11 protein-coding genes are annotated in these 20,381 nt (G+C 70.3%); 1 reads left to right on the forward strand and 10 read right to left on the reverse strand.

The window, feature by feature from the left end; all coding sequences use genetic code 11:
- The first annotated feature begins 222 nt into the window (after positions 1-222).
- Positions 223-1,161, forward strand: a complete 939-nt coding sequence (locus IG98_RS0141475) for a TauD/TfdA family dioxygenase (RefSeq protein ID WP_030925586.1) — start codon at positions 223-225, stop codon at positions 1,159-1,161.
- 99 nt (positions 1,162-1,260) lie between these two features.
- Here the strand turns inward: IG98_RS0141475 and IG98_RS0141480 are convergent, their stop codons facing one another.
- From IG98_RS0141480 to IG98_RS0141525, 10 genes are all read right to left on the reverse strand, one after another.
- The gene (locus IG98_RS0141480; protein WP_051753612.1) at positions 1,261-2,175 is read right to left on the reverse strand and encodes a GHMP family kinase ATP-binding protein; all 915 of its coding nucleotides are present in this window, start codon (positions 2,173-2,175) and stop codon (positions 1,261-1,263) included.
- A gap of 10 nt (positions 2,176-2,185) precedes the next feature.
- Entirely contained in the window at positions 2,186-5,413 is a 3,228-nt protein-coding gene (locus IG98_RS0141485) for a non-ribosomal peptide synthetase (RefSeq protein WP_037972706.1), read from the reverse strand.
- A 53-nt stretch (positions 5,414-5,466) separates the two neighbouring features.
- Positions 5,467-6,738 carry an ATP-grasp domain-containing protein gene (locus tag IG98_RS0141490; protein WP_051753614.1) on the reverse strand — a complete coding sequence of 424 codons (1,272 nt, stop codon included), beginning with the start codon at positions 6,736-6,738 and terminating at the stop codon, positions 5,467-5,469.
- Positions 6,735-8,207 carry an argininosuccinate lyase gene (gene argH / locus IG98_RS0141495; protein ID WP_051753616.1) on the reverse strand — a complete coding sequence of 491 codons (1,473 nt, stop codon included), beginning with the start codon at positions 8,205-8,207 and terminating at the stop codon, positions 6,735-6,737. Before argH ends, IG98_RS0141490 begins: the two co-directional genes overlap by 4 nt.
- Positions 8,204-9,274, reverse strand: a complete 1,071-nt coding sequence (locus IG98_RS0141500) for a cysteine synthase family protein (protein ID WP_157594829.1) — start codon at positions 9,272-9,274, stop codon at positions 8,204-8,206. Before IG98_RS0141500 ends, argH begins: the two co-directional genes overlap by 4 nt.
- 47 nt (positions 9,275-9,321) lie before the next feature.
- Positions 9,322-11,811 (reverse strand): aminotransferase class I/II-fold pyridoxal phosphate-dependent enzyme, encoded by a 2,490-nt coding sequence (locus tag IG98_RS0141505; RefSeq protein ID WP_030925600.1) that lies wholly within the window; start codon positions 11,809-11,811, stop codon positions 9,322-9,324.
- Positions 11,808-12,830: a 4-hydroxyphenylpyruvate dioxygenase gene (gene hppD, locus IG98_RS0141510; protein ID WP_030925602.1), complete on the reverse strand. Its 1,023-nt coding sequence runs from the start codon at positions 12,828-12,830 to the stop codon at positions 11,808-11,810. Before hppD ends, IG98_RS0141505 begins: the two co-directional genes overlap by 4 nt.
- Before the next feature lie 69 nt (positions 12,831-12,899).
- Positions 12,900-14,483: an MBL fold metallo-hydrolase gene (locus IG98_RS0141515; RefSeq protein WP_030925605.1), complete on the reverse strand. Its 1,584-nt coding sequence runs from the start codon at positions 14,481-14,483 to the stop codon at positions 12,900-12,902.
- Between the two features lie 352 nt (positions 14,484-14,835).
- Positions 14,836-15,324, reverse strand: a complete 489-nt coding sequence (locus IG98_RS0141520) for a YbaK/EbsC family protein (RefSeq protein WP_037972707.1) — start codon at positions 15,322-15,324, stop codon at positions 14,836-14,838.
- 404 nt (positions 15,325-15,728) lie between these two features.
- Complete coding sequence (locus IG98_RS0141525; RefSeq protein WP_245651931.1) at positions 15,729-20,336, reverse strand: amino acid adenylation domain-containing protein; 4,608 nt, start codon at positions 20,334-20,336, stop codon at positions 15,729-15,731.
- Between the last annotated feature and the right edge of the window lie 45 nt (positions 20,337-20,381).

Raw genomic sequence — 20,381 nt, forward strand, 5'->3', positions numbered from 1 at the left:
CCTGGTCATCGAAACCGGCCAGATCCGCGAACGCGGAACCCACGACGAACTCCTGGCCGCCGGCGGACTCTACGCCGACCTCTACCACACCCAATTCGCCCAGCGGTCCCCCGATCCGGCCGGCGACCCCGACGCCGTGACCGAGCCCGTCAAGACGTGAGCCGCCCGGCAGGGCTCCCGTATCACCGCCGCCTTTCTCCCCCCAGAAGATGGAGATCTCCCGTGCCCGAGCAGCTCGTAAGCCTCCAAGCTCGCCTGGAGGCCGGCCCCACCTCCGACGCGGCGTCCTGGATCGGCGAGCACGGCGTCCTCATCCGGGAGTCGGTGGCGACGCACGGCGCCGTCCTGGTGCGCGGCCTGCCGATCGGTGACCGTGCCGCGGCCATCGCGGCCGTCCGTGCGGTCACCGGCGAGGCGATGCCCGAGCGAGAGGGGTTCGCCCCGCGCGACACCTACGGCCCCGGCGTGTACTCGTCGTCGCACTGGCCCGCCGACCAGCCCATGTGCATGCATCATGAGCTGAGTTATGTGGCCACGGCCCCCCGGCTGCTGGCGTTCGCCTGCGTCACGCCCCCCACGGCCGGAGGCGTCACCGCCCTCGCTGATGCGCGGGCGGTCCTGCGTGATCTGCCGGTGGATCTCGTCGAGCGCTTCGAGCGGCACGGCTGGCGGCTCACCCGCCACTACAACCCGTTCGTCGGCACCTCCTGGCAGGACGCGTTCGGCACCGAGGACCGCGCGGAGGTCGAGCGCTACTGCGAGGACAAAGGCCTGGAGGCGACCTGGCAGGAGGGCGACGCTCTGAGCACCGTCCAGACCCGCGCCGCCGTCCTGGCCCATCCGGACTCCGGTGAGCGCTGCTGGTTCAACCAGATCGCGTTCCTCAACGAATGGACGATGGAACCCAGCGTGCAGGAGTTCCTGACGCAGGAGTTCGGACCCGAGTGCCTGCCGTTCAACACCTTCTTCGGCGACGGATCGCCCCTTGACCGGGCCACCGTCGACCACATCAACGAGGTGTACGAGAAGCACACCGTTCGCGAGCCGTGGCGGCGCGGCGACCTCCTGGTCGTCGACAACATCCGTACCGCGCATAACCGTGAACCCTTCCGGGGCGAGCGGGAGATCATCGTGGGCATGGGCGAGCCGTTCCAGCCCTGAGACTCCGGGCGGTCATGCGAGAGGGGGCACGCCCGGGATTCCGGGTGTGCCCCCTCTCGCGTGACCGCGCGCGGCCGGGTGACCGTGTACGGCCCTCGCTCAGTCGAAGCTCAGCGTGCGGTACACCGTCACGTTCCCGGCCAGTTCCTGGCAGGCCTGGGCCGCGGCCGCCAGCCGGCCGGGGCAGTCCGGGGCGGCGGTGTCCAGGAGAATGCCCAGCGTGGTGCCGCTGTGCCCGACGACCACGCCGAGGCCTCCGACCGACTCACAGATTCCGGTCATCGCCTCCAACGACCACTTGTGGCAGAGCGCCTGGTTCATCAAGGCGCTGGTCGTCGCGACCCGGCCGACCTCGACCAGGTCACGGCGAGCCACCGCGTGCGTGATGCGGGCGAGCAGCCTCGCGTACTCCCGCCTGTCCCCGGCGGTGAACGGCTTCGGGATGTCGTTGAAGCGCACTGTGTCGATCTCACCGCCCTCATCGATGCTCACCACCGCCATCGAGGGCAGTGACCCCAGGGAGGCCCGTAGCCGCACGCTGCGGTGGTGGTAGGCGACCACCGATGAGTACAGCACCCCGTCGGTCGGCTCGATCCTGGCGAGGTAGGACTCGATGCGGCGCGGGGGCATGGGCTCGTCCAGGGCGTTGGCCACGGCCCGGGCCGTGGCCACGAGGTCGGCGGACGAGCTGGCGAGGCCCTTCCCCTCGGGCAGCATGCTGTTGATCGTCAGGATGCCGCCCGTCGGCCACCCCACATCCTTCATGATCATGGAAGTGAGGTGGAGGGCCTTCTTCTTGTAAGACGGCCAGACCAGAACCTCGTCGCTCTCCGGGTGGAGTTCGAAGCGGGCCATGGCCCAGCGCGCGACCGGAAGCGTCACCAGGAAGTCGCCGTCCTCCTCGGGCACCGCTCCCTGAAGCAGCTCGCCGAAGGTGCCGAAGACCGCGCTGACCCCCGTGGCGGCGACGCGGCGGTAGTGCGAGCCCGCCGTGAGTGTCGGAAACCTGGTCACCCGAACCTGCCTAGCCCTGTCGCTGCGGCAGCGGGCAGGCCGCCCGTACCAGGTCCGCGGTGTCCGCCGGCCGCGTGCTGACGAAGTAGTGGCCGCCCTGCTCCAGCTCGTGCAGCGTGACCCGGTCGGAGATGGACTTCCACTCCCCATATCTCTCCACGAACCCCGCGGTGGACGCGTCGTCGTGTGCGACGACGACGTCGACCGGTGTGTCCACGCGGTAGGACGCGGCGTCCTCACGGATGCGGATCAGGTGGCTGTCGGAGGTCAGGACATCGTGCCGGTAGGCGCGACCGACCACTTCGGCACGTTCCGGCTTGAGCGCGTCGAGTTCGACGTACCCGTTGTCGGTGCGCAGCCGGCCGAGCAGGGTCTTGTTGTCGGCGCCGGACGCCTCGGCCATCTCCGCACGCAGGGCGTCGGTGTCCTCCAGCAGGAGTGCGCCGATGAAAACCCGCTCGGCGGGGGTTCCGGCCTCCTCCAGGAGCCGGGCCGTCTCCAGGGCGGCCGCGGCGCCCGCGCAGTGCCCCCACAGCAGGACGGGGGTGGACACTCGCTCGGCGATCTCGTCGCGTACGCGGTGGGCGATGGTCGGCACGTCCTCCATCGCCTCCGCGTCGGCGAAGTCGTGTCCGGGCAGCTCGACTCCCAGCACGGCGATGCCGTCGCACTCCAGCTCGGCCGCGAGGGACCGGAAGTTCACGGCGTTTCCGCCCGCGTAGGGGAAACAGACGAGGGTACGGCGCGGTGCGCGCACGGAAGACAGCGGCTGGAGCAGCCCGGCCGCGGTGTCCTGCGCGCCGCCGCGCCCGCGCTCGTCCAGCGTGGCCGCGAGGTCGGCGAGGACCGGGTGGGCGACCAGGTCCTTGAGCGAGAGCGCGCGGTCGAGGCGGACGAGGAGGCGCACCGCGGCGAGCGAGGTGCCACCGAGCTCGAAGAAGCCGTCTGCCCGCCCGATCCGTTCGAGGGGGGTGCCGAGGACCTCCGCCCACAACATCGCCAGCCGCCGCTCGGAGGGGGTGCTGGGCGCGGCGTACGGGGCGCCTCCGTGGCCGAGGGTGCCCGCGAGACGTCCCAGGGCCTTCTTGTCGATCTTGCCGTTCTCGGTGAGGGGGAGGCGCTCCAGCTGGTGGAAGTAGGTGGGCATCATGTAGCCGGGCAGGAGCGCCGCGAGGAAGTCCCGGGCCTGCTCGGGGGAGACCGCGCCGGCGCTGCTGAAGAACGCGACGAGGTTACGCTGTTCCCCTGTGGCGGCGTCGATGACCACCGCTGCCTCCCGGACGCCCTCCATCGCCAGGAGCTTGTTCTCGATCTCGCCGATCTCGATGCGGAAGCCGCGGATCTTGACCTGCTCGTCGCGGCGGCCCCGGTACTCGATACGCCCCTCGGGCAGCCAGCGCCCGTAGTCGCCGGTACGGTACATGCGGGTGTCCGTGCGGAACGGGTCGGGCACGAACGCCTCTCGCGTACGCTCCTCGTCATTGATGTAGCCGCGGCCGACGCACACACCGGAGAAGGCGATCTCGCCGACCGAGCCGAGCGGCACCAACTCCAGGTTCTCGTCCAGGATGTAGGTGTTGACGTTGCGCAGTGAGCGTCCGACGGTCACGAAGTCGCGCTCGGGTACCCCGTCGAGGACCTCGTGCATGGTGTCGTCGGACACCTCGGTCGCGCCGTAGGCGTTGACCAGCCTTATGCCCGGGAAGACGGCGAACCAGCGCTGCACCAGTTCGTACTTGAGCGCCTCGCCGGTGACCGAGACGATGCGCAGCACGCCTAGTTCGCGCGGGTGCTGCTCCAGGTGCGTGAGCAGCACCTCCAGGTACGAGGGGACGATCTGCACCACGGTGACGCGCCCGTCGACGATCTCGTCGAGGAATCCGGCGACGTCCAGGAGCACGTCGGTGTCGACGACGCGGACGGTGCCACCAACCATGAGCGGTGCGGCGAACTGCCACAACGAGATGTCGAAGCACTGGGACGCAGTCTGTGTGACGACCTCGCCTGGCCACTCCGCCATCTCCAGGTCCTCCACCTTCATGTACAGGTGGTTGAGCATGCCCACGTGCTCGCACAGGGCGCCCTTGGGCGCGCCGGTGGAGCCGGAGGTGAAATAGATGTACGCCGCCTGCCCGGACTTCACCGTGACGCCGGGCGGCGTCGCGGGGCCGTTGGCGGCGTGGATGCCCGGGACGGAGAGGGCGACAGGCGGCGCGGCGACCGCGGCGGACGCGGCCTCGACGAGTTGCTCGCTGCCGGGTTCGGTGAGCGCGAACACGCAGCCACTCCGGTCGAACTGGGTGGCGACGCGGTCGGCGGGGAAGTCGGGGCGCACCGGAAGGTAGACGCCACCCGCCTTGAAGACGCCGAGCGCGGCCGCGATCCAGTCGAGGGTGCGGTCCATGACGACGGCGACCACGTCCTCTGCACCCGCGCCGGCGGCGAGGAGGGCATGCGCGATCCGGTTGGCGCGCTCGTCGAGTTCCGCGTACGTCCACCGCTGTGCGCCGTGCTCGGCGGCCGTCGCGCCGGGAGAGACGCGCACCCGCTCCTGGAAGAGGTCGACGAAGGTACGCTCGGGCAGTTCCGCACGGGGCCCGGCGAGCCCGTACAGCTGAGTGTCGACCTCGGCCGGGGAGAGCAGGCTCCATCTGTCGTGCCGCTCCTCCGGGGCGGCCACGAGCAGCCGCAGCGCGGCGAGGTGGTATCCGGCGAGCCGCTCGGCGTACGTCGCGTCGAGCACGGCCCGGTCGTACCGGATCCGCAGCGTGAGCCCCTCGCCGTCACGCTCCCAGGCGACGCGCAGGGCCACTCCCTCGCCCGGGGTGTCGTCCCGCGCGACGGCCCGCCCGGCGAGGCCCGACAGGTCGAGCACCACCTCCGGGGAGGTCCCTGCGTCCGGCCCCGAGATCGTCGCCCCGACCGCGGCGGCCACCAGGTCCGCCCAGGAGGAGTCGGCGATGTTCAGGCTCAGCGGGCCTTCGGTGCCGACCGCCTCCGCCGGTATGTAGCCGATGAGCAGCTCGCGTTCGGCGGCGACGGTCGCGAGCACGCGCGCGTGCGCGGCGATCAGCAGGGCCGGCGGTGTGGCGCCCAGGTCCTTGGCGGTGTTCTCCAGCGCGCCGGTCAGCTCGGCGGGCAGCCGGACCCGGTGTTCACCGGTGCCCGATTCCCCTCCGGACGGGGCGGTCCAGTAGGGGATCTTGGTGAACGCCCGTTTCTTCGTGTCGTCATTCATTGGCGCCCGACTCCTTGTTCCGGTGCGTGCGGTATCTCCGGGATGCGCCGTTCCTACGGCGTCACCGGACGGTCCAGGTGAATGCTGATGAGCAGGATGGCCGCCAGGGCGCGTCGCGCTGCCTGGTCCGTGTCGGAACCGGTGGCGACGACGCAGCCCAGGCGGTCCTGGAACGAGTGCGTGATGCGAACCGTCCGGCCCACGGCGGTGCTCGTCGTCACGGCGACGACTCCGGCGGCCGTGGCGGCGGCGTCGATCCCGTCGACGGCCGTGACCTGCCCCTCCCGCTCCGCCCGCAGGAAGCGGACGGCGGCGTGCCCCGTGCCGGGCGTCATGGGCGCGAGGGCCTGGCCGGACGCCCGCGCGATGACCGCGTCCACGAGATCGACCCCGGTGGCGGCACGGACGGCGACGGGGATCATGCCGCCCGCGAGGCGGGGGTTGACCTCGACGACGACGGGGCCCTCGGGGGACAGGCGCAGTTCGGTGTGGGCCGCGCCCCAGCCGAGGCCGAGCGCCGCCAGCGCGGCCAGGGCGGAGTCACCGAGGGCCGCGGCGGTCGTGTCCGGCACGGGCGCGGGCACGTCGTGCCCGGTCTCCACGAAGTATGGCTCGGGCCCGAGGTGTTTGGCGACGACGGCGACGACGGTGTCGTCGAACGTCTCGACCGAGAACTCCGGGCCGGTGACGGCCGCCTCGACGAGGATCCGCGCCGGTACGGGATCGCCTCGCTCGGTGGTGTCCCGGCCGAGCAGTTCGCGCGCCCACCACCGGGTCTCACCGCGGTCGCGACACAGCCGTACGCCGACGGAGCCCGACCCGCTCACGGGTTTGAGCACGACGGGATAGCCGATCGCGTCGGCGGCTCTCACCGCCTCCGAGGGGTCCTCGGCGACCGTGAACGCGGGCACCGGCACCCCGGCGGCCCGCAGGGCCACCCGCTGAACGTCCTTGGCGCGGCAGCGGGCGATCGCATCTCCGTCGGCGGACGGCAGCCCGTGCTTGGCGGCCGCCCGGGCGGCGGCCGACACGAAGTACTCGGAGCTGGACGCGACACCGGCGAGGCCTCCGTTGGCGGCGAGCATCGCGCAGACGTCGAGAACGGCCGACAGGTCGCCGGTGTCCAGGACGCGGATGTCGACGCCGTCCTGGGAGACGTAGGGATAGCGGCCGGGGTCCCGGGTCAGCAGCACGGGGCGCAGCCCGCGCGCCCGCGCCGACGCGCAGAACTCCCGGCCGGTGCCGGTGGTGTTGCTTTCGAGGAACGCGAGCCAGGGCCCGTACGCCCCGGTCTCGCCCAGGTGTCCGCGTACTCCCCCGCTCACGCCGCGCCTCCGGCTCCGTGTTCCGCCATCACGGCGTCGACCGCCGCCCGCAGCCGGCGTTCCGCGCCCCGCACCCCGGCGCGGTGGGCCGTGAGCCAGTCGCCGTGGCCGGCCAGCCCCCGCCGCAGCGTCGCCACGACCCTGTCGCACTCCCCCGGCCCCCCACCCCGGCCGTGCGCGGCGACCACGGCGCGCAGCGAGGGGAGTTCCGAACCCATGTCGACGTGCTCGCCGCCCGGCAGTGTGATCTTGGTGAGTTCGGTGCCCCCGGAGTCGACGGCCTCCCTGACGGCGGCGCCCACGACGTGGTGCGCGGTCCGGAAGGGCACGCCCTTGGCGACGAGCCGGTTGGCGATCACGGTCGCGGTCACGAAACCCTCCCGCGCCCGCTGTTCCATGCGCGCGGCGTCCGGCCGGGCTCCGGTGACGAGGACCTGGGCGAGCAGTACGGAGTCCCGGACGGCGGCGAACGCGGGCCATGCCACAGCGACCGCTTCGGTGCCGACCTCGATGGAGTTCGTGAAGGGTGTCGACTTCATGGCGGACGCCGACGCCGTCCAGGCCCCGACGGCCGCCGCGGCCTTCCCCTTGACGTGTTCGAGGAGAAAGGCGTTGCGTTTCTGCGGCATGGCGGAACTGCCGCCCACGAGCCGTTCGGGGAACTCGATGAAACCGAATTCCTGGGTGCTCCACAGCTGAAGGTCTGTGGCGAGCCTGCTGAGGGTCAGTCCAACCGAGGCGACCACGGCGAGCGCGCGCAGCATGGTGTCGCGGGCGGCCACCGCGTCGGTGGCGTGCAGGGAGGGTTCGGCGAAGCCGAGCAGCTCGGCGGTGCGCGCCGGTTCGATGGGCAGGTCGGTGCCGGCCACGGCGCCCGCGCCGAGGGGGCAGTGGCGTATCTCGCCGATGGTGTGCCGCAGTGCGGCGATGTCACGTTCGAGCGCGGTGGCGAGGCCGGCGAGATAGTAGCCGTAGCCGATGGGCATCGCGGGCTGGAAGTGTGTGTAAACCGGCATGACGACGTCACGGTGTACTCGGGCCCGGGAGAGCAGTGCGGCCTGAAGCCGCAGGATCTCGCCGAGCAGGTCCGTCAACTCGGCGCGCAGGCGAATCGCGGTGACGGTCGCCTTGATGTCGTTGCGGGAGCGCCCGGTGTGCAGCCTTCCGCCGATGTCCGGTCCGAGCTCGGCCACCAGGTGGCCCTCGTACATGAGGTAGACGCCGCGGGGCGCGTCAAGGTCGTACAGCTCCCGGAACCCGTCCGCCCGAAGGCTGGTGACACAGGCCAGGAGGGCGGCGGCCGCGGGTCCGGGCAGCAGCCCGGTCTCGGCCAGCATCACGATGTGCGCGAGGTCGATGGTGCTGGTGAGCTCCAGCTCGGCGCGGATCTCGTCGGGGCCCGGCTCGCCGTACACGACGCGGCGGGTGCGGAGGCCGAGGGTGCGGGTCAGCCGCCCGGTGCCCGTCACGACGGGGTTCGTGTCGTGAGGGTGCCGGAGCGACGAGGCACCGCGCCCTCGACCTCGTCGTAGGAACGGCGGCCCCAGGACATCCGGGTCCAGCATTCGTCGGCCTGGGCGGGTCCTTCGACGGTCACCGGTTCGGCCGGCGGGGCGTCCCGGGCGAGCAGGTGACCGTTCTCGGCGAGCCAGGCGTCGTCGTACACCGTGGCCTGGTAGCGGTAGCCCTCGTCGGGGAGCATCACGACGCACTGCTCGTCGGGGTGGCGCTCCGCGTACCACAGGGCGACCAGGTAGGCGGCGCCGCTGGTGGGCCCCTGGAAGAGGGCGTGTCGGGCGTGCAGGGCACGGGTGTGGGCGTACACCTCGGCGGGCGAGCACCAGTGGACCTCGTCGAAGACACTGTGGTCGAGGTTGGACGGCCACAGGCTGTTGCCCATGCCCCGTAGCCCACGCGGCCCGTCTGGCTGGCCGAACAACACGCTGTGGTGGCTGTCGACGCCGATGGCGCGGGTGTGCGGCGTGTGTTCGCGCAGGCCGCGCACGGTACCGCACATGGAGCCGCCGGAGCCGACCGGGCCGACGACGCAGTCGACCGTGCCCAGGGTGTGGGAAAGCTGCTCGACGACCACCCCGTACGAGCGCGGGTTGTCGGGGTTGCTGTACTGCTCGGGGCAGAAGGTGTCGGGCAGTTCGGCCCGGATCTCGGCGAGCCTGCGCAGCCGCGCCTCCTGGAACCCGCCGACGGCGGCGGGTTCCGGGCAGATCTCGACCCTCGCCCCGAGTCCGGTGAGCCTGCGGTACAGGTTCGCGTCGATGGCGGGATCGCTGACCAGGATCAGCCGACGCCTCATCAGCGCCGCCTGCATCGCCAGGGCGAGGCCGAAGGTTCCCGAAGTCGTCTCCACGATCACCGTGTCGGGGCCCAGCTCACCGCGTTCGTCGGCCTGCCGGAGGATGTACGTGGCAGGCAGCAGTTTCATCAGGGTGAAGACCGCGCCGTACAGGTTGGGGCCGAGCCGGATGAGGCGTGGCATCATCTGAGCATCGGTGATCGAATGGTATGTCCCGGTCATCACCGGCATGAGAGAACTCCCGTGGGCCCGGAGTGGACGATAATTGATCATGGGCGGACCTGCGCCCTGACGAAACGTGCCAGCCTCGCCGCCCCGTCCTCGATCCGCGCGTGCGGCAGATAGCTGACGGACAGCCGGATGCCGTGGTCCCCGCCCCCTTCGGGATAGAAGTAGGACATCGGCGTCCAAATGACTCCAAACTCCTCCGCCGAACGCACCAGCGCCGCCTCGTCCGCCCGAAACGGGACGCCGAGGGTGAGGAAGAAGCCTCCGCTGGGCTCGTTCCAGCGGACACCGAGTGCCGCGCGTTCGTCCTGCGGGAAGTGCCGTTCGAGCTGCCTCAACATGATCCGCATCGCGTTCCCGTAGTGCTCGGCCGCCTTGCCGTTGAACTCCGAGGTCCGCCCGCCGGCGGCGAGGAGCATGCCCGCCACCACCGCCTGGCTCACCGGTGAGGTGTTCACCGTCACCATGCTCTTGATCTTCGAGAGCTCGTCGGCCAGGAGGCCGGCGGCCCCGGCCCCGTCGGTGACGACCTGGTCCGCGACGGCGAAACCCACCCGGGCGCCCGGGAGGAGGGTCTTGGCGAACGAGCCCAGATGGACGACCCTGCGGGCGCGGTCGAGGGACTTGAGGGTCGGCAACCGGTTCCCCTGGCTGACCATGCGGTACGGGCTGTCCTCCAGGATCAGGATGTCCTGGCGGTCCGCCAGGTCGAGGATCTCCCGGCGCGTCTCCAGAGACATGGTTTCGCCGGAGGGATTGGAATGGTCGGGAACCACGTAGAAGGCGCGGGGCCGGCGGCCTCGTGCCCGCTCCGCGCGGATCGCCGCCTCCAGATCGGCACAGCTGAATCCGTCCTCCCCCTCCTCGACCGCGGCCGGTACGACGTCGAGCACCCGGGCGGCGCCGGTGATGCCCACGTAGCAGGGGCTGGAGACCAGGAGCACGTCATCCGGGCCCGAGATGAGCGCCCGCACGGCGAGGAGTATCGCCTCCTGGGCTCCGACGGTGACCACGATGGACTCGGGCGGCACGTCGATGCCCTCGTCCTTGAGCAGTGAGTCGGCGATCAGCTCGCGGATCTGCCCGCTGGTCGGGCCGTACTGGTAGACCGCGGAGCGGATCTGGCCGGGTGTGGCCCCGCTCGCCTCCAGATGGTCCAGGTAGCGGCGCACATAGGTGAAGATCTGCTCGGTCTCGAAGAAGCCCTCGTTCGGCCTGCCCGGCGCGAACGATATCGCCTCCGGATAGCGATGGGTGATCTCGTTGAGAAAGTTCATCGTGTCCAGCAGCGGATCGGAGACACTGCCGTGCAGGTCCTCCTTCCGCAGCACGAAGCCGCCCGGGACGGTCGCCGACGCCGGGAGCGGGACCGGGACCGGCGGCGCGAAGCCACTTCGAGCCGTCGTCGACGCCGGGATCGGCGGCGCGGGCACCGTAGCGGGCGGTTCGGCGAACCTCGCCTGTGATCGGACGAGTTCCGGGCCGGCTTCGGAGACCGAACGGGTACCGGTCAGCGTCATCGCCTCCGCCAGCTCGTCGACGACGATCCGCAGCACACGCTCCACCCCCTCCTGCCGCCCCACGGCCAGTCCATGCAGCACCGGGCGGCCCAGGAGCACCGCGTCCGCGCCCGTCGCGAGGGCCGCGAGGACGTCGACACCGCGGCGGATCCCGCCGTCCAGGAGCACAGGGCGGTCTCCCCCGACCGTTGCCGCGATCTCGGGCAGCACGTCGAGCGTCGCCGGGGCGCCGTCGAACTGACGACCGCCGTGGTTGGACACCACGATGCCGTCGACGCCCGAGGCGATCGCCTGCCGCGCGTCGGCGGCCGTCATAACGCCCTTCACCAGCACCGGAAGCGAGCTGACCGAACGCAGCCACTCGATCACGGACCAGTCGAGGGACGGGTCGAACTCGGCGAGCGCGTGGCCACTGGGCGAGGAGAAGTCTCCGCCGGCCAGGTTGGCCGGCCCGATTCCCGGCGGCAGCCTGAAGGCGTTGCGCACGTCGCGCAGCCGGCGGCCGAGCCGGGGCGCGTCCACGGTGAGGACCAGAGCCTCGAAACCCGCCTGCTCGGCCTGCTCGATGAGCCGCCGCGTCGTGGAGCGGTCGCGGAAGCAGTACACCTGGAGCCAGAGCGGGCCGCGGGTGGCCGCGGCGATGTCCTTGAAGGTCCGGCTCGCGAAGGTGCTCACGATGAACGGGACTCCCGCCGGGTCCGCGGCGCGGGCCGTGGCGCACTCCCCCTCCGGATGGGCCAGGGCGTGATAGGCCATCGGTGCGATGCCCACCGGCGCCGACCACGTCCGGCCGAGGATCACGGTCCGGGTGTCGGGGAGGCCTGCGCCGGTCAGCACCCGCTGCCGCAGCCGGGCCTCCTCGAATGCCCGGAGGTTCGCCGCGAGCGTTCGTTCCTCCCCTGCTCCTCCCGCCAGGAAGTCCCAGACGGGAGGGTCGAAGCGCGTCCGGGCCGCGGCCTCGTAGTCGGCCAGGGTGAGCAGGCTCGCGGTGGTGGAGCCGATGACGCTCATCCGACGATCAGCTGGTCACGCTGTACCGCTTCGTACAGGGCCCGGATGTTGGCACTGCCGAATCCCCGCGAGCCTCGGCGCTGGATGAGTTCGAAGAAGAGCGTGTTGCGCTGGTATGGCGAACGGGTGAACAGCTGCAGCAGATAGCCCCACTCGTCGCGGTCGGCCAGCACCTGCCCGGCCCTGAGGCCGGTGATCTCCTCCTGCAGGTCGGCGAACCGCTCTGTGAGCAGGTCGTAGTACGTGCTCGGCGTGCTGAGGAACTCCACACCGCGCTCCCGGAACTCCCATACCGCGGGGATGATCTCCTCGACGCGGAACGCGAGGTGCTGGACCCCCTCGCCGCCGTTCCGCTCCAGGAACGCGTCGAGCTGCCCGGGCTCCTTCTCGGGGTCCGGCGCGACCAGGGTGAATATGACGCGCTCGGACTCGGACCGTACGACGATCGAGTCCATCGCCTGGCCGCCGACGGCCACATACTCCGAGGAGAAGCGGGAGAATCCGAAGGCCTTCCGGTAGAAGTCTGCGCGGTCCGCCAGGCTGCCTCCTCTCAGGCAGATCGCGACATGGTCCAGAAGCTGGATCCGGCCCACCGGCCCCCCGGACGTCTCCGGCTCCACGACCCAGGCCCGGCCCGGGGGCAGCTCGCCCGCGGGTCTCCCGGCCGCCGGGAGGAGGGTGTGGGAGACGTCACCGAACCCGGACACGACCGCCGTGCCCGGAGTGGAGCCGGTCACCCTGGCTCCGGCCGTCACCGCCGCATCACGGGTCGCCGCCACGTCGTCGCAGGTCATCGCGATATCGGCGACGCCGTCTCCGTGTTCGTCCAGGAACTTCCAGATTCCCCGGCCCGAGGTGACGACCAGCTGCACTTTGCCCTGCCGCAGCAGCGACGAACTCCTGTCGGTCTCCACGGAATCCGCGACCCTCGTGAAGCCCATGGCGGAGACGAAGTGGTCGACGGTGGAAACCTGGTCTTTCGTGTACAACTCGACGTAGGCAATGTCGTGCACGGCCACCGAGGTGCCTCCTCAAAGGGCTAGTAGCCACATGTCGGTTCTTGTCAGGATTCGGCCGGGATCATCTCGCTACCAACGCCACTCCTGCTGCTTGAAGAGGTGACCGGCCTTGATGTCGCGGTCCGCGCACCAGGTCATGAACTCTTCGATCTGCTTGATCTGGTAGGTGTCCTCGGTGTAGGTGGTGGCCATGACGTGGCCGAGCCAGTCCTCCTCGCCCATGGCGTAGACGTAGGCCTCGGACGCGCCCAGCTCGGTCATGATCGCGGCAGCCTGCTCGGCGTTCGAGCCGGAGAGCTTGCGCGAGTTGCTCATCTTCTTGGTGACCGGGATGGTGAGCAGCGCCTGGTAGAGCCAGGTCAGCGGCGCACCATCGCACTCCATCCCCAGGAAGGCGTAGTCGGCCTTGCCCAGGTGTCCCTTGACGTAGCGGTAGAGCAGCGGGTCGATACCCGAGGAGTCGGCGCCGATGAAGATCTTCTTGCCGGCCAGCTCGGCCCAGTAGGTCGACTTGGCGCGGATGTCCAGGTCGCAGTGCTCGCCGAGGAAGGGGGTGGCCGTGACCTTGCCGCCGGGGAACTCCACCTCGTCGAAGTCGTCGACCTCGATGACGGGGAAGCCCTGGTTCTTGAGCATCAGCGCGATCGACGGGTCGGCCAGGTTGCCACGCGAGTAGCGCGGCACCACGATCGCCCCGATCCGGCCCTGCAGCTGCAACAACGTCTCGAAGACGATGTGGTCCTGGTGACCGTGGGTGATCAGGACGAGGTCGATGAAGTCCGGCAGGTCGTCCAGCGTGTACCGGTCGCCCGCGGTGCTGTCCGCGCTGATGAACGGATCGGTGACGATGGCGGCCTGGGGGGTCTGCAGGACCAGGCAGGCATGGCCGAAGTAGCGGATCCTGCCGCCGGCCTCGATGTGCCGGTCCGGCGCCAGGCTGGGCTTGGTGCTGAGCATGCCGGACAGCCGCTTCGCCTGGACGTCGTCGAGGCCCAGCACGTCGCGCAGGTGGTTCAGCGTGGTCGGACGGACACGGGTCTTGAACAGTTCCGCGAGGCCCTCGTGGCGGAACGGGATATCGAGCTCCAGCACGTCGGGCGAGGTGAGCCGCGGCGTGCTCAGGATGAACGGGCGTTCGATGCCGGTCTCGAAGGACAGCTGCACCGATTGGCGTGCTTCGGTGTAGGCGTCGCTCTTGTAGACCAGGGGCTCCATGAAGCGCATCTGCGCCTGGTTGTCGGTGTCGTACGCGAGTTCGACCAGGCCGCCCAGTTCCGGGGGGAGTTTCGGGTAGAGCGGGGTGAGGTCGAAGCCGGTGGCGTTCGCCCGCAGCAGCTCCTGGCCGGCGGCGATCGCCTCGGCGAAGCGCAGCATGTCGGCCCGGTCCCGCTTGATCGTGGCGAGCAGGTCGCGCACCTCCTCGGCGCGCTCCTCCGGGATGTTGATGAAGTAACCGCCGCGCAGCTCCGGATTGTTGCTGGCCGCCACGTGCACCTGCGGGGACTGCAGATATGACTCGAGCAGCGGTACGTGCAGGAACGCGAGATTCATCGACGCCTGTACCGGCGCGACCGTATGCGGTTGCGCGATGAACCGGTCAACCAGCGGCTCAATTATGACCTTCGACCGCAGAAAAAACTGCTCGTCCGTCATCTGCGCCCCTCCCTTCGGGAAACCCGACAGCATCAAATGGTTCGGAATACGCCTACGCCCGTTTCCGGGGGTTGATTTCGAGGCGCCAGGAAGCGCACACCCGGCTCGTGGGGAACGGGTTGATATCCAGCACCAGGATGGCCCGGGGACGCTTGGTCGATCAATACTCGGAGGCGGCGCACAACTTGAGCACCGGTGAACGCCGTAAACCAGGGTTCCGCGGCCGACGGCCGCGGGTGGCTTCGATTTCCGGATCGACCTGCGGGAACACATTCGGGCCAGAAAGGGGCGCGTGCCCGCGCCGGGCGGCGCGGGTGGAGTTCAACTGCGGCGACGCGGCAGTTGGACAGCGTCACGCGGCTATCGGAGCGACGGTCGGTTTGGCCAGGGCGAGGTAGTCCGTGACGGACAGCGCGACGGACATGTCGAGCCGTCCGACGTTGAAGTAGATCTCGTCGTGGACCAGCAGCCCGTCGTCCACGAGAAGGTCCAGGTCAGCAGAGAAGACGAACGGGGTGATGGCCCCGCTCACACTGCCCGCCAGGCGCTCGGCGACCTCACGGACGGCGAACGAGGCTTCACGGCCGCCGTACCGCTCGGCCAGGACACCCAGGTCGACCTGACGGTTCCCCGGAACGACCGCGAGCACGTAGCGCCGGGAACGCCTGCCCGTCGCCACGCGGATCACGATGGATTTCGCCGCTTTTTCCAAGGGGTGCCGGCGCAGCCGGCTGGCCACTTCCGTACGCCCCTCGGGCTCATGCGGAATCATCCGGTAGGAAACCGAGCGAGACGCGAAAAGATCGGTCAACCGATGAAAGATATCGCGGTCGTCACTCATCCGTCTCTCTCCATCCACAAACGACGGCCATTCGGCCGGGGATCTGGCGACGGTGCATCATGCTCCACATTCAAGAAAAGGGGAGGTGGGTGGCCGGCAATTGGCCGGCGACGTGCCGGACCAGCGGAATCATAATTCCTCCGCGCACAATTACGCACGGCCCTTGAATGCACAACGCCGCACCCGGCGACCTCATTCAACGAGGCCTGCCATTCGCATCGGCACTCAAGGACATCGGGTACGCGAATAGACGGCGTCTGAAATGTGGTGCCGGGCGGCGGCTCACGCCGACGAGGCCCGCCGGGAAACCCGCGACCGGAAACGGTGATGAGGCGGAGTCGATGAGGTGAAGGGTGAGGGGGAAGACGACAGGCCGGCGGGCGCGTCGGCCTGTCGCCGGGACGTCAGTTCTCCCGTTCCGTCCAGGACGACACCGCCGACCACACCGCGCCCAGATTCTCGGGGTCGGCCAGCTCGTAGTGGGTGCACGGAATACCGATCTCCGCCAGCTCACCGATCACATGAGGCTTCCAGAGCCCGCTGGTCGGCCCGTCCTCCGACCTGCTCTCCTCCGCGACGATCAGCAGGGCATCCCCGTCGAACCGCCCGAACACGTGATCGCCCCGTATCGTCCGGTGGTTCTGGAGTACGCGCGCGAACCTCCGGTACTCCTCCTCCGTCACCGCCCCGAGGGTGCCGCCGACCTCCCGGCGCACGACGTCCATCAGCCGGTCGACCTTGGTGTCCAGATCCTCCTCCGGCTCGTCGTCCTGGCCGGCGGGCGTCTCGTCCGGCTGCCGGACCCACGGGTACATGTCCATGATGACCAGGGCCGCGACCTCCTCTCCCGCGGCTTGCAGCTGGACGGCCATCTCGTGCGCGATCACACCTCCGTAGGACCAGCCCAGAAGGTGGTACGGACCGCTCGGCTGCACCGAGCGGATCCGCTCGATGTAGTCCGCCGCCATCTCCTGGATGGAACGGGCGAGTTCGGCCGCTCCGTCCACGCCCCTGGCCTGCAGCCCGTACAGCGGGATGTCGGCTGGGACGTACCGGGCGAGCGGCATGTAGCACCAGCTCAGCCCACCAGCGGGGTGGACGCAGAAGAAGGGCGGCTCGCTGCCCTGGGGCCGGATCGGCAGCAGGACGTCGAGCGCGTCCCCCACGGACGACAGGGACATCCTCTTCATGAGCGCGGCGACGGTCGGGGCCGCGAACAGATCGCGGACCACGATCGACACCCCGCGCTCCCGCAGCCTCTCCACCAGCCTGACCGCCAACAGGGAGTGCCCGCCCAGGGTGAAGAAGTCGTCGTGGACCCCGACCGCCTCCGCCCCGAGCACCTCGGCGAACGCCTCGCACATGTTCGCCTCCAGCTGGGTGACGTCCCAGTTGGTGATCTCCTCCCCCACCGTGCTCTCGGGGAGCGGCAGGGCCTTGCGATCCAGCTTGCCGTTCGGCATCAGCGGCAGCTTTTCGATCACCATCACCGCCGAGGGCACCATGTACCCCGGCAGCCGGTCCTGGGCCAGTGCGCGCACCGCCTGGCCGAGGCCCTCGGCCGTTTCCGGTGTGGCCTCCCCTGCGGGTACCAGGTAGGCCACCAGCCGCTGGTCGCCGGGATCGTCCTCCCGGACGAGCGCCACCGCCTGCGCCACCGAGGAGTGTGAGGCGAGGAGGGCCGCGATCTCCCCGAGCTCCACCCGGAACCCGCGTACCTTCACCTGGTCGTCGGAGCGTCCGATGTACTGCAACTCACCGCGGGCGGTCCACCGCGTCACGTCGCCCGTGCGGTACATGCGCGTGCCCGACTGGAACGGGCACGCCACGAAGCGCCCCGCCGTGAGCCCCGGCCGTCCCAGGTAGCCGCGCGCCATCCCCTCGCCCGCGATGTACAGCTCGCCCGGTACCCCCGGGGGCACCGGGGCCAGCGCGTCATCAAGCACGTACACCTGGGTGTTGCCGATCGGACCGCCGATCGACGAGACGTCGGCCGTATCCCCCCGGAGCTCCGCGGCGGTCGACCAGACCGTGGTCTCGGTCGGGCCGTACAGGTTCGTCAGGGTGGGCGTCCTGGAGAGCAGGACTCGCGCCAGGTCGCTGGGGAGCGCCTCCGCGCCAATCATCGCGCGGATCCGCGTCCAGTCCACCTGGTCGCCGGCATCGGCCACGAGTCCGCGCCAGAGGCTCGGTGTGGCGTGCACCATCGTCGTGCCGGTGGAACGGATCAGGGACCGCAGCGCCCACGGGTCGAGCACCTGCTCCTGCGCGGCGAGCACCAGCCGCGCGCCGTTGACCAGGGGCAGGTAGAACTCGAAGCCCGCCATGTCGCATCCGTGCGTGCTGACCGCGAGCAACCGGTCGTCCGCGTTCAGCGCGAACCTGTTCTGCATGGAGGCGAGGAAGTTCACGATCGCCCGATGTTCGACGAGCACGCCCTTGGGGCGCCCGGTGGAACCGGAGGTGTAGATCACCCACATCGGGTGCTCAGGCAGCAGGGCCGCCGTGCGCTCGCCGTCGGTCAGGTCACCGTCCGCGTAGCCCGCCAGCTCGTCGGCCACCGCGGGATCGTCGAGGAACACCACGGGCACGCCGGTCGGATCCTTGAGGCCGACCTCGAAGTCACGCAGCCTCTCGCGCATGCCCTCGCCGGTCAACAGGCACACCGCGGCCGAGTCCGCGATCACGTACGCGATCCGGTCGGCCGGGTAGTGCGGATCGATCGGCAGGTAGGCGGCACCGGCCTTGATCACACCGAGCAGCGCCACCACCAGGTCAACCGTGCGCTCGAAGACGACCGCGACGACCGACTCCGGTCCCACTCCCCGGCCGGCCAGGTAGCGTGCGAGGCGATTGGCCCTGGCGTCCAGTTCCGCGTAGCTCAGCTCGACGTCCCCGAAGGCGAGCGCGATCCGGTCCGGGGTACGGGCGGCCTGTGCCTCGAACAGCTCGACGACCGTCGAGTGCGGCACCTCGGTCTCGGTGGCGTTCCACCCGGTGAGCACGCGCCGCCGCTCGTCCTCGTCCAGCACGTCCACCGCGCTCAGCCGGACGCCCGGGTCGGCTGCCAGCGTGCCAAGGACCCGGGTGAGCCGTTCGGCGATCCACACGACGGACTCGGGGTCGAACAGATCGGCCGCCGCCGCCACGGAACCGCGCATCCCGGCCGGCGCCCCCTGCTCGTCGAGCAATTCGACCATGTTCACGTCCAGGTCGAACTTCACCACCGCCGGTGCGACCGACGCTTCCGCCGGCCTTTCCGAGGACGTTTCCGAGGACGTTCCCGGGATCGTTTCCGAGGAGGCGGAGGGCGTCTCCGACGACGCATCACTCCCCCCGACGCCGAGGCCCGGCAGGTCGAGCACCGCCTCGGCGGTGTTCTCAAGGAGCAGCATCACCTGGAACAGCGGGTGGCGGGCCATCGACCGGGTCGGGGAGAGCTCCTCGACCAGGCGTTCGAACGGCACGTCCGAATGGGTGAACGCCTCAAGCCCGGCCTCTCGCACGCGCCCGAGGACCTCGCGGAAGGTCGGGTCCCGCGACAGGTCCGTGCGCAGCACGAAGGTGTTGACGAAGTAGCCGACCAGGTCGTCCAGCGCCTCATCCGTTCGGCCGGCGATCGCCGACCCGATCGGGATGTCGGTACCCGTGCCCAGCCGGGACAGCAGCACCGCCAGAGCGCCGTGCAGCATCATGAACATGGTCACGCCCTCGGCCCGGGCCAGCTCCGCGAGGCGCGCGTGCACCTCGGCGGGAATCTCAAGGCGCACGCGGTGTCCCCGGTGGCTCGCCACCGCCTGGCGCGGACGGTCGAAGGGCAGTTCCAGCTCCTCCGGGGCACCCGCCAGCGTCTCGCGCCAGTACGCCACCTGTCGTGAGATCACGCTCTCGGGGTCCTGGTTGTCCCCTAGGACGTCGCGCTGCCACAGCGCGTAGTCGGCGTACTGCACCGGCAACGGCTCCCACCCGGGAGCCCGGTCCTCGTAACGGGTCGCGTACGCCACCGAGACGTCCCGGGCCAGCGGTGCCCAGGACCAGCCATCACCGGCGATGTGGTGCATCACGACGACCAGGACCTGCTCGTCCCGCCCGGCCGAGAAGAGCCAGGCCCGGATCGGCGCTTCGGCCGCCAGGTCGAAGACGTGCTCCTGAGCCTCGGCGACGGCCGCCTCCAGCTCGTCCGGGGCCACGTCGGCGACCGTGAGCCGCCAGTCCAGTTCCTCGGGGGTGAGGATGCGCTGGTACGGCTCGCCGTCGGTCACCGGGAAAATCGTGCGCAGCACCTCATGGCGGTCGATCACATCCCGGAACGCCGCGCCCAGCGCACCCGCGTCGATGTCACCCGGCAGACGCAGGACGACCGGGATGTTGTACGTCGAGCTCGGCCCCTCAAGCCGGTCAATGATCCACAGGCGGCGCTGCCCGTAGGACAGCGGCACCCGCTCCGGCCGCACGGCCGGTACCAACGCCGCCCTGCCCTCACGCGCCTGCGTAAGCCGGGCGGCCAGACCGGCGACGGTGGGAGCGTCGAACAAGGTACGAATCTCCACCTCCACTCCCAGCATCGCGCGGATCCGACTGACCAGCCGGACCGCCAGCAGGGAATGACCGCCCAGTTCGAAGAAGTCGTCATCGACCCCGACCACGGGCAGTCCCAATACCTCGGCGAACGCCAGGCACAGGATCTCCTCCCGCAACGTCACCGCCCGCCGACCGCCGGCCACCCGTGCGGAGCCGTAGTCGGGGGCGGGCAGCGCCCTGCGATCCAGCTTCCCGTTCGCGCTCAACGGCAGCGCCTCCAACACCACCACCGCCGACGGCACCATGTAATCCGGCAGACGCCGCGCCACGAACTCCCGCAACGCGTCCGGCAGCGCCTCCTCGGCCTCGGCGACCTCGACGGCCGTGGCGGCCGTGATGACCTCGCCAGTCTCGGTGGTCTCGCCGGTTTTGGGGGGGACGATGTAGGCGACCAGGCGCACATCACCGGGAACGTCCTCCCGAGCGATCACCGCGGCCTGACCCACCCCCGGATGCGCCACCAGCACCGACCGCAC

Source organism: Streptosporangium amethystogenes (genome assembly GCF_000721075.1).
Lineage (GTDB): Bacteria > Actinomycetota > Actinomycetes > Streptosporangiales > Streptosporangiaceae > Streptosporangium > Streptosporangium amethystogenes.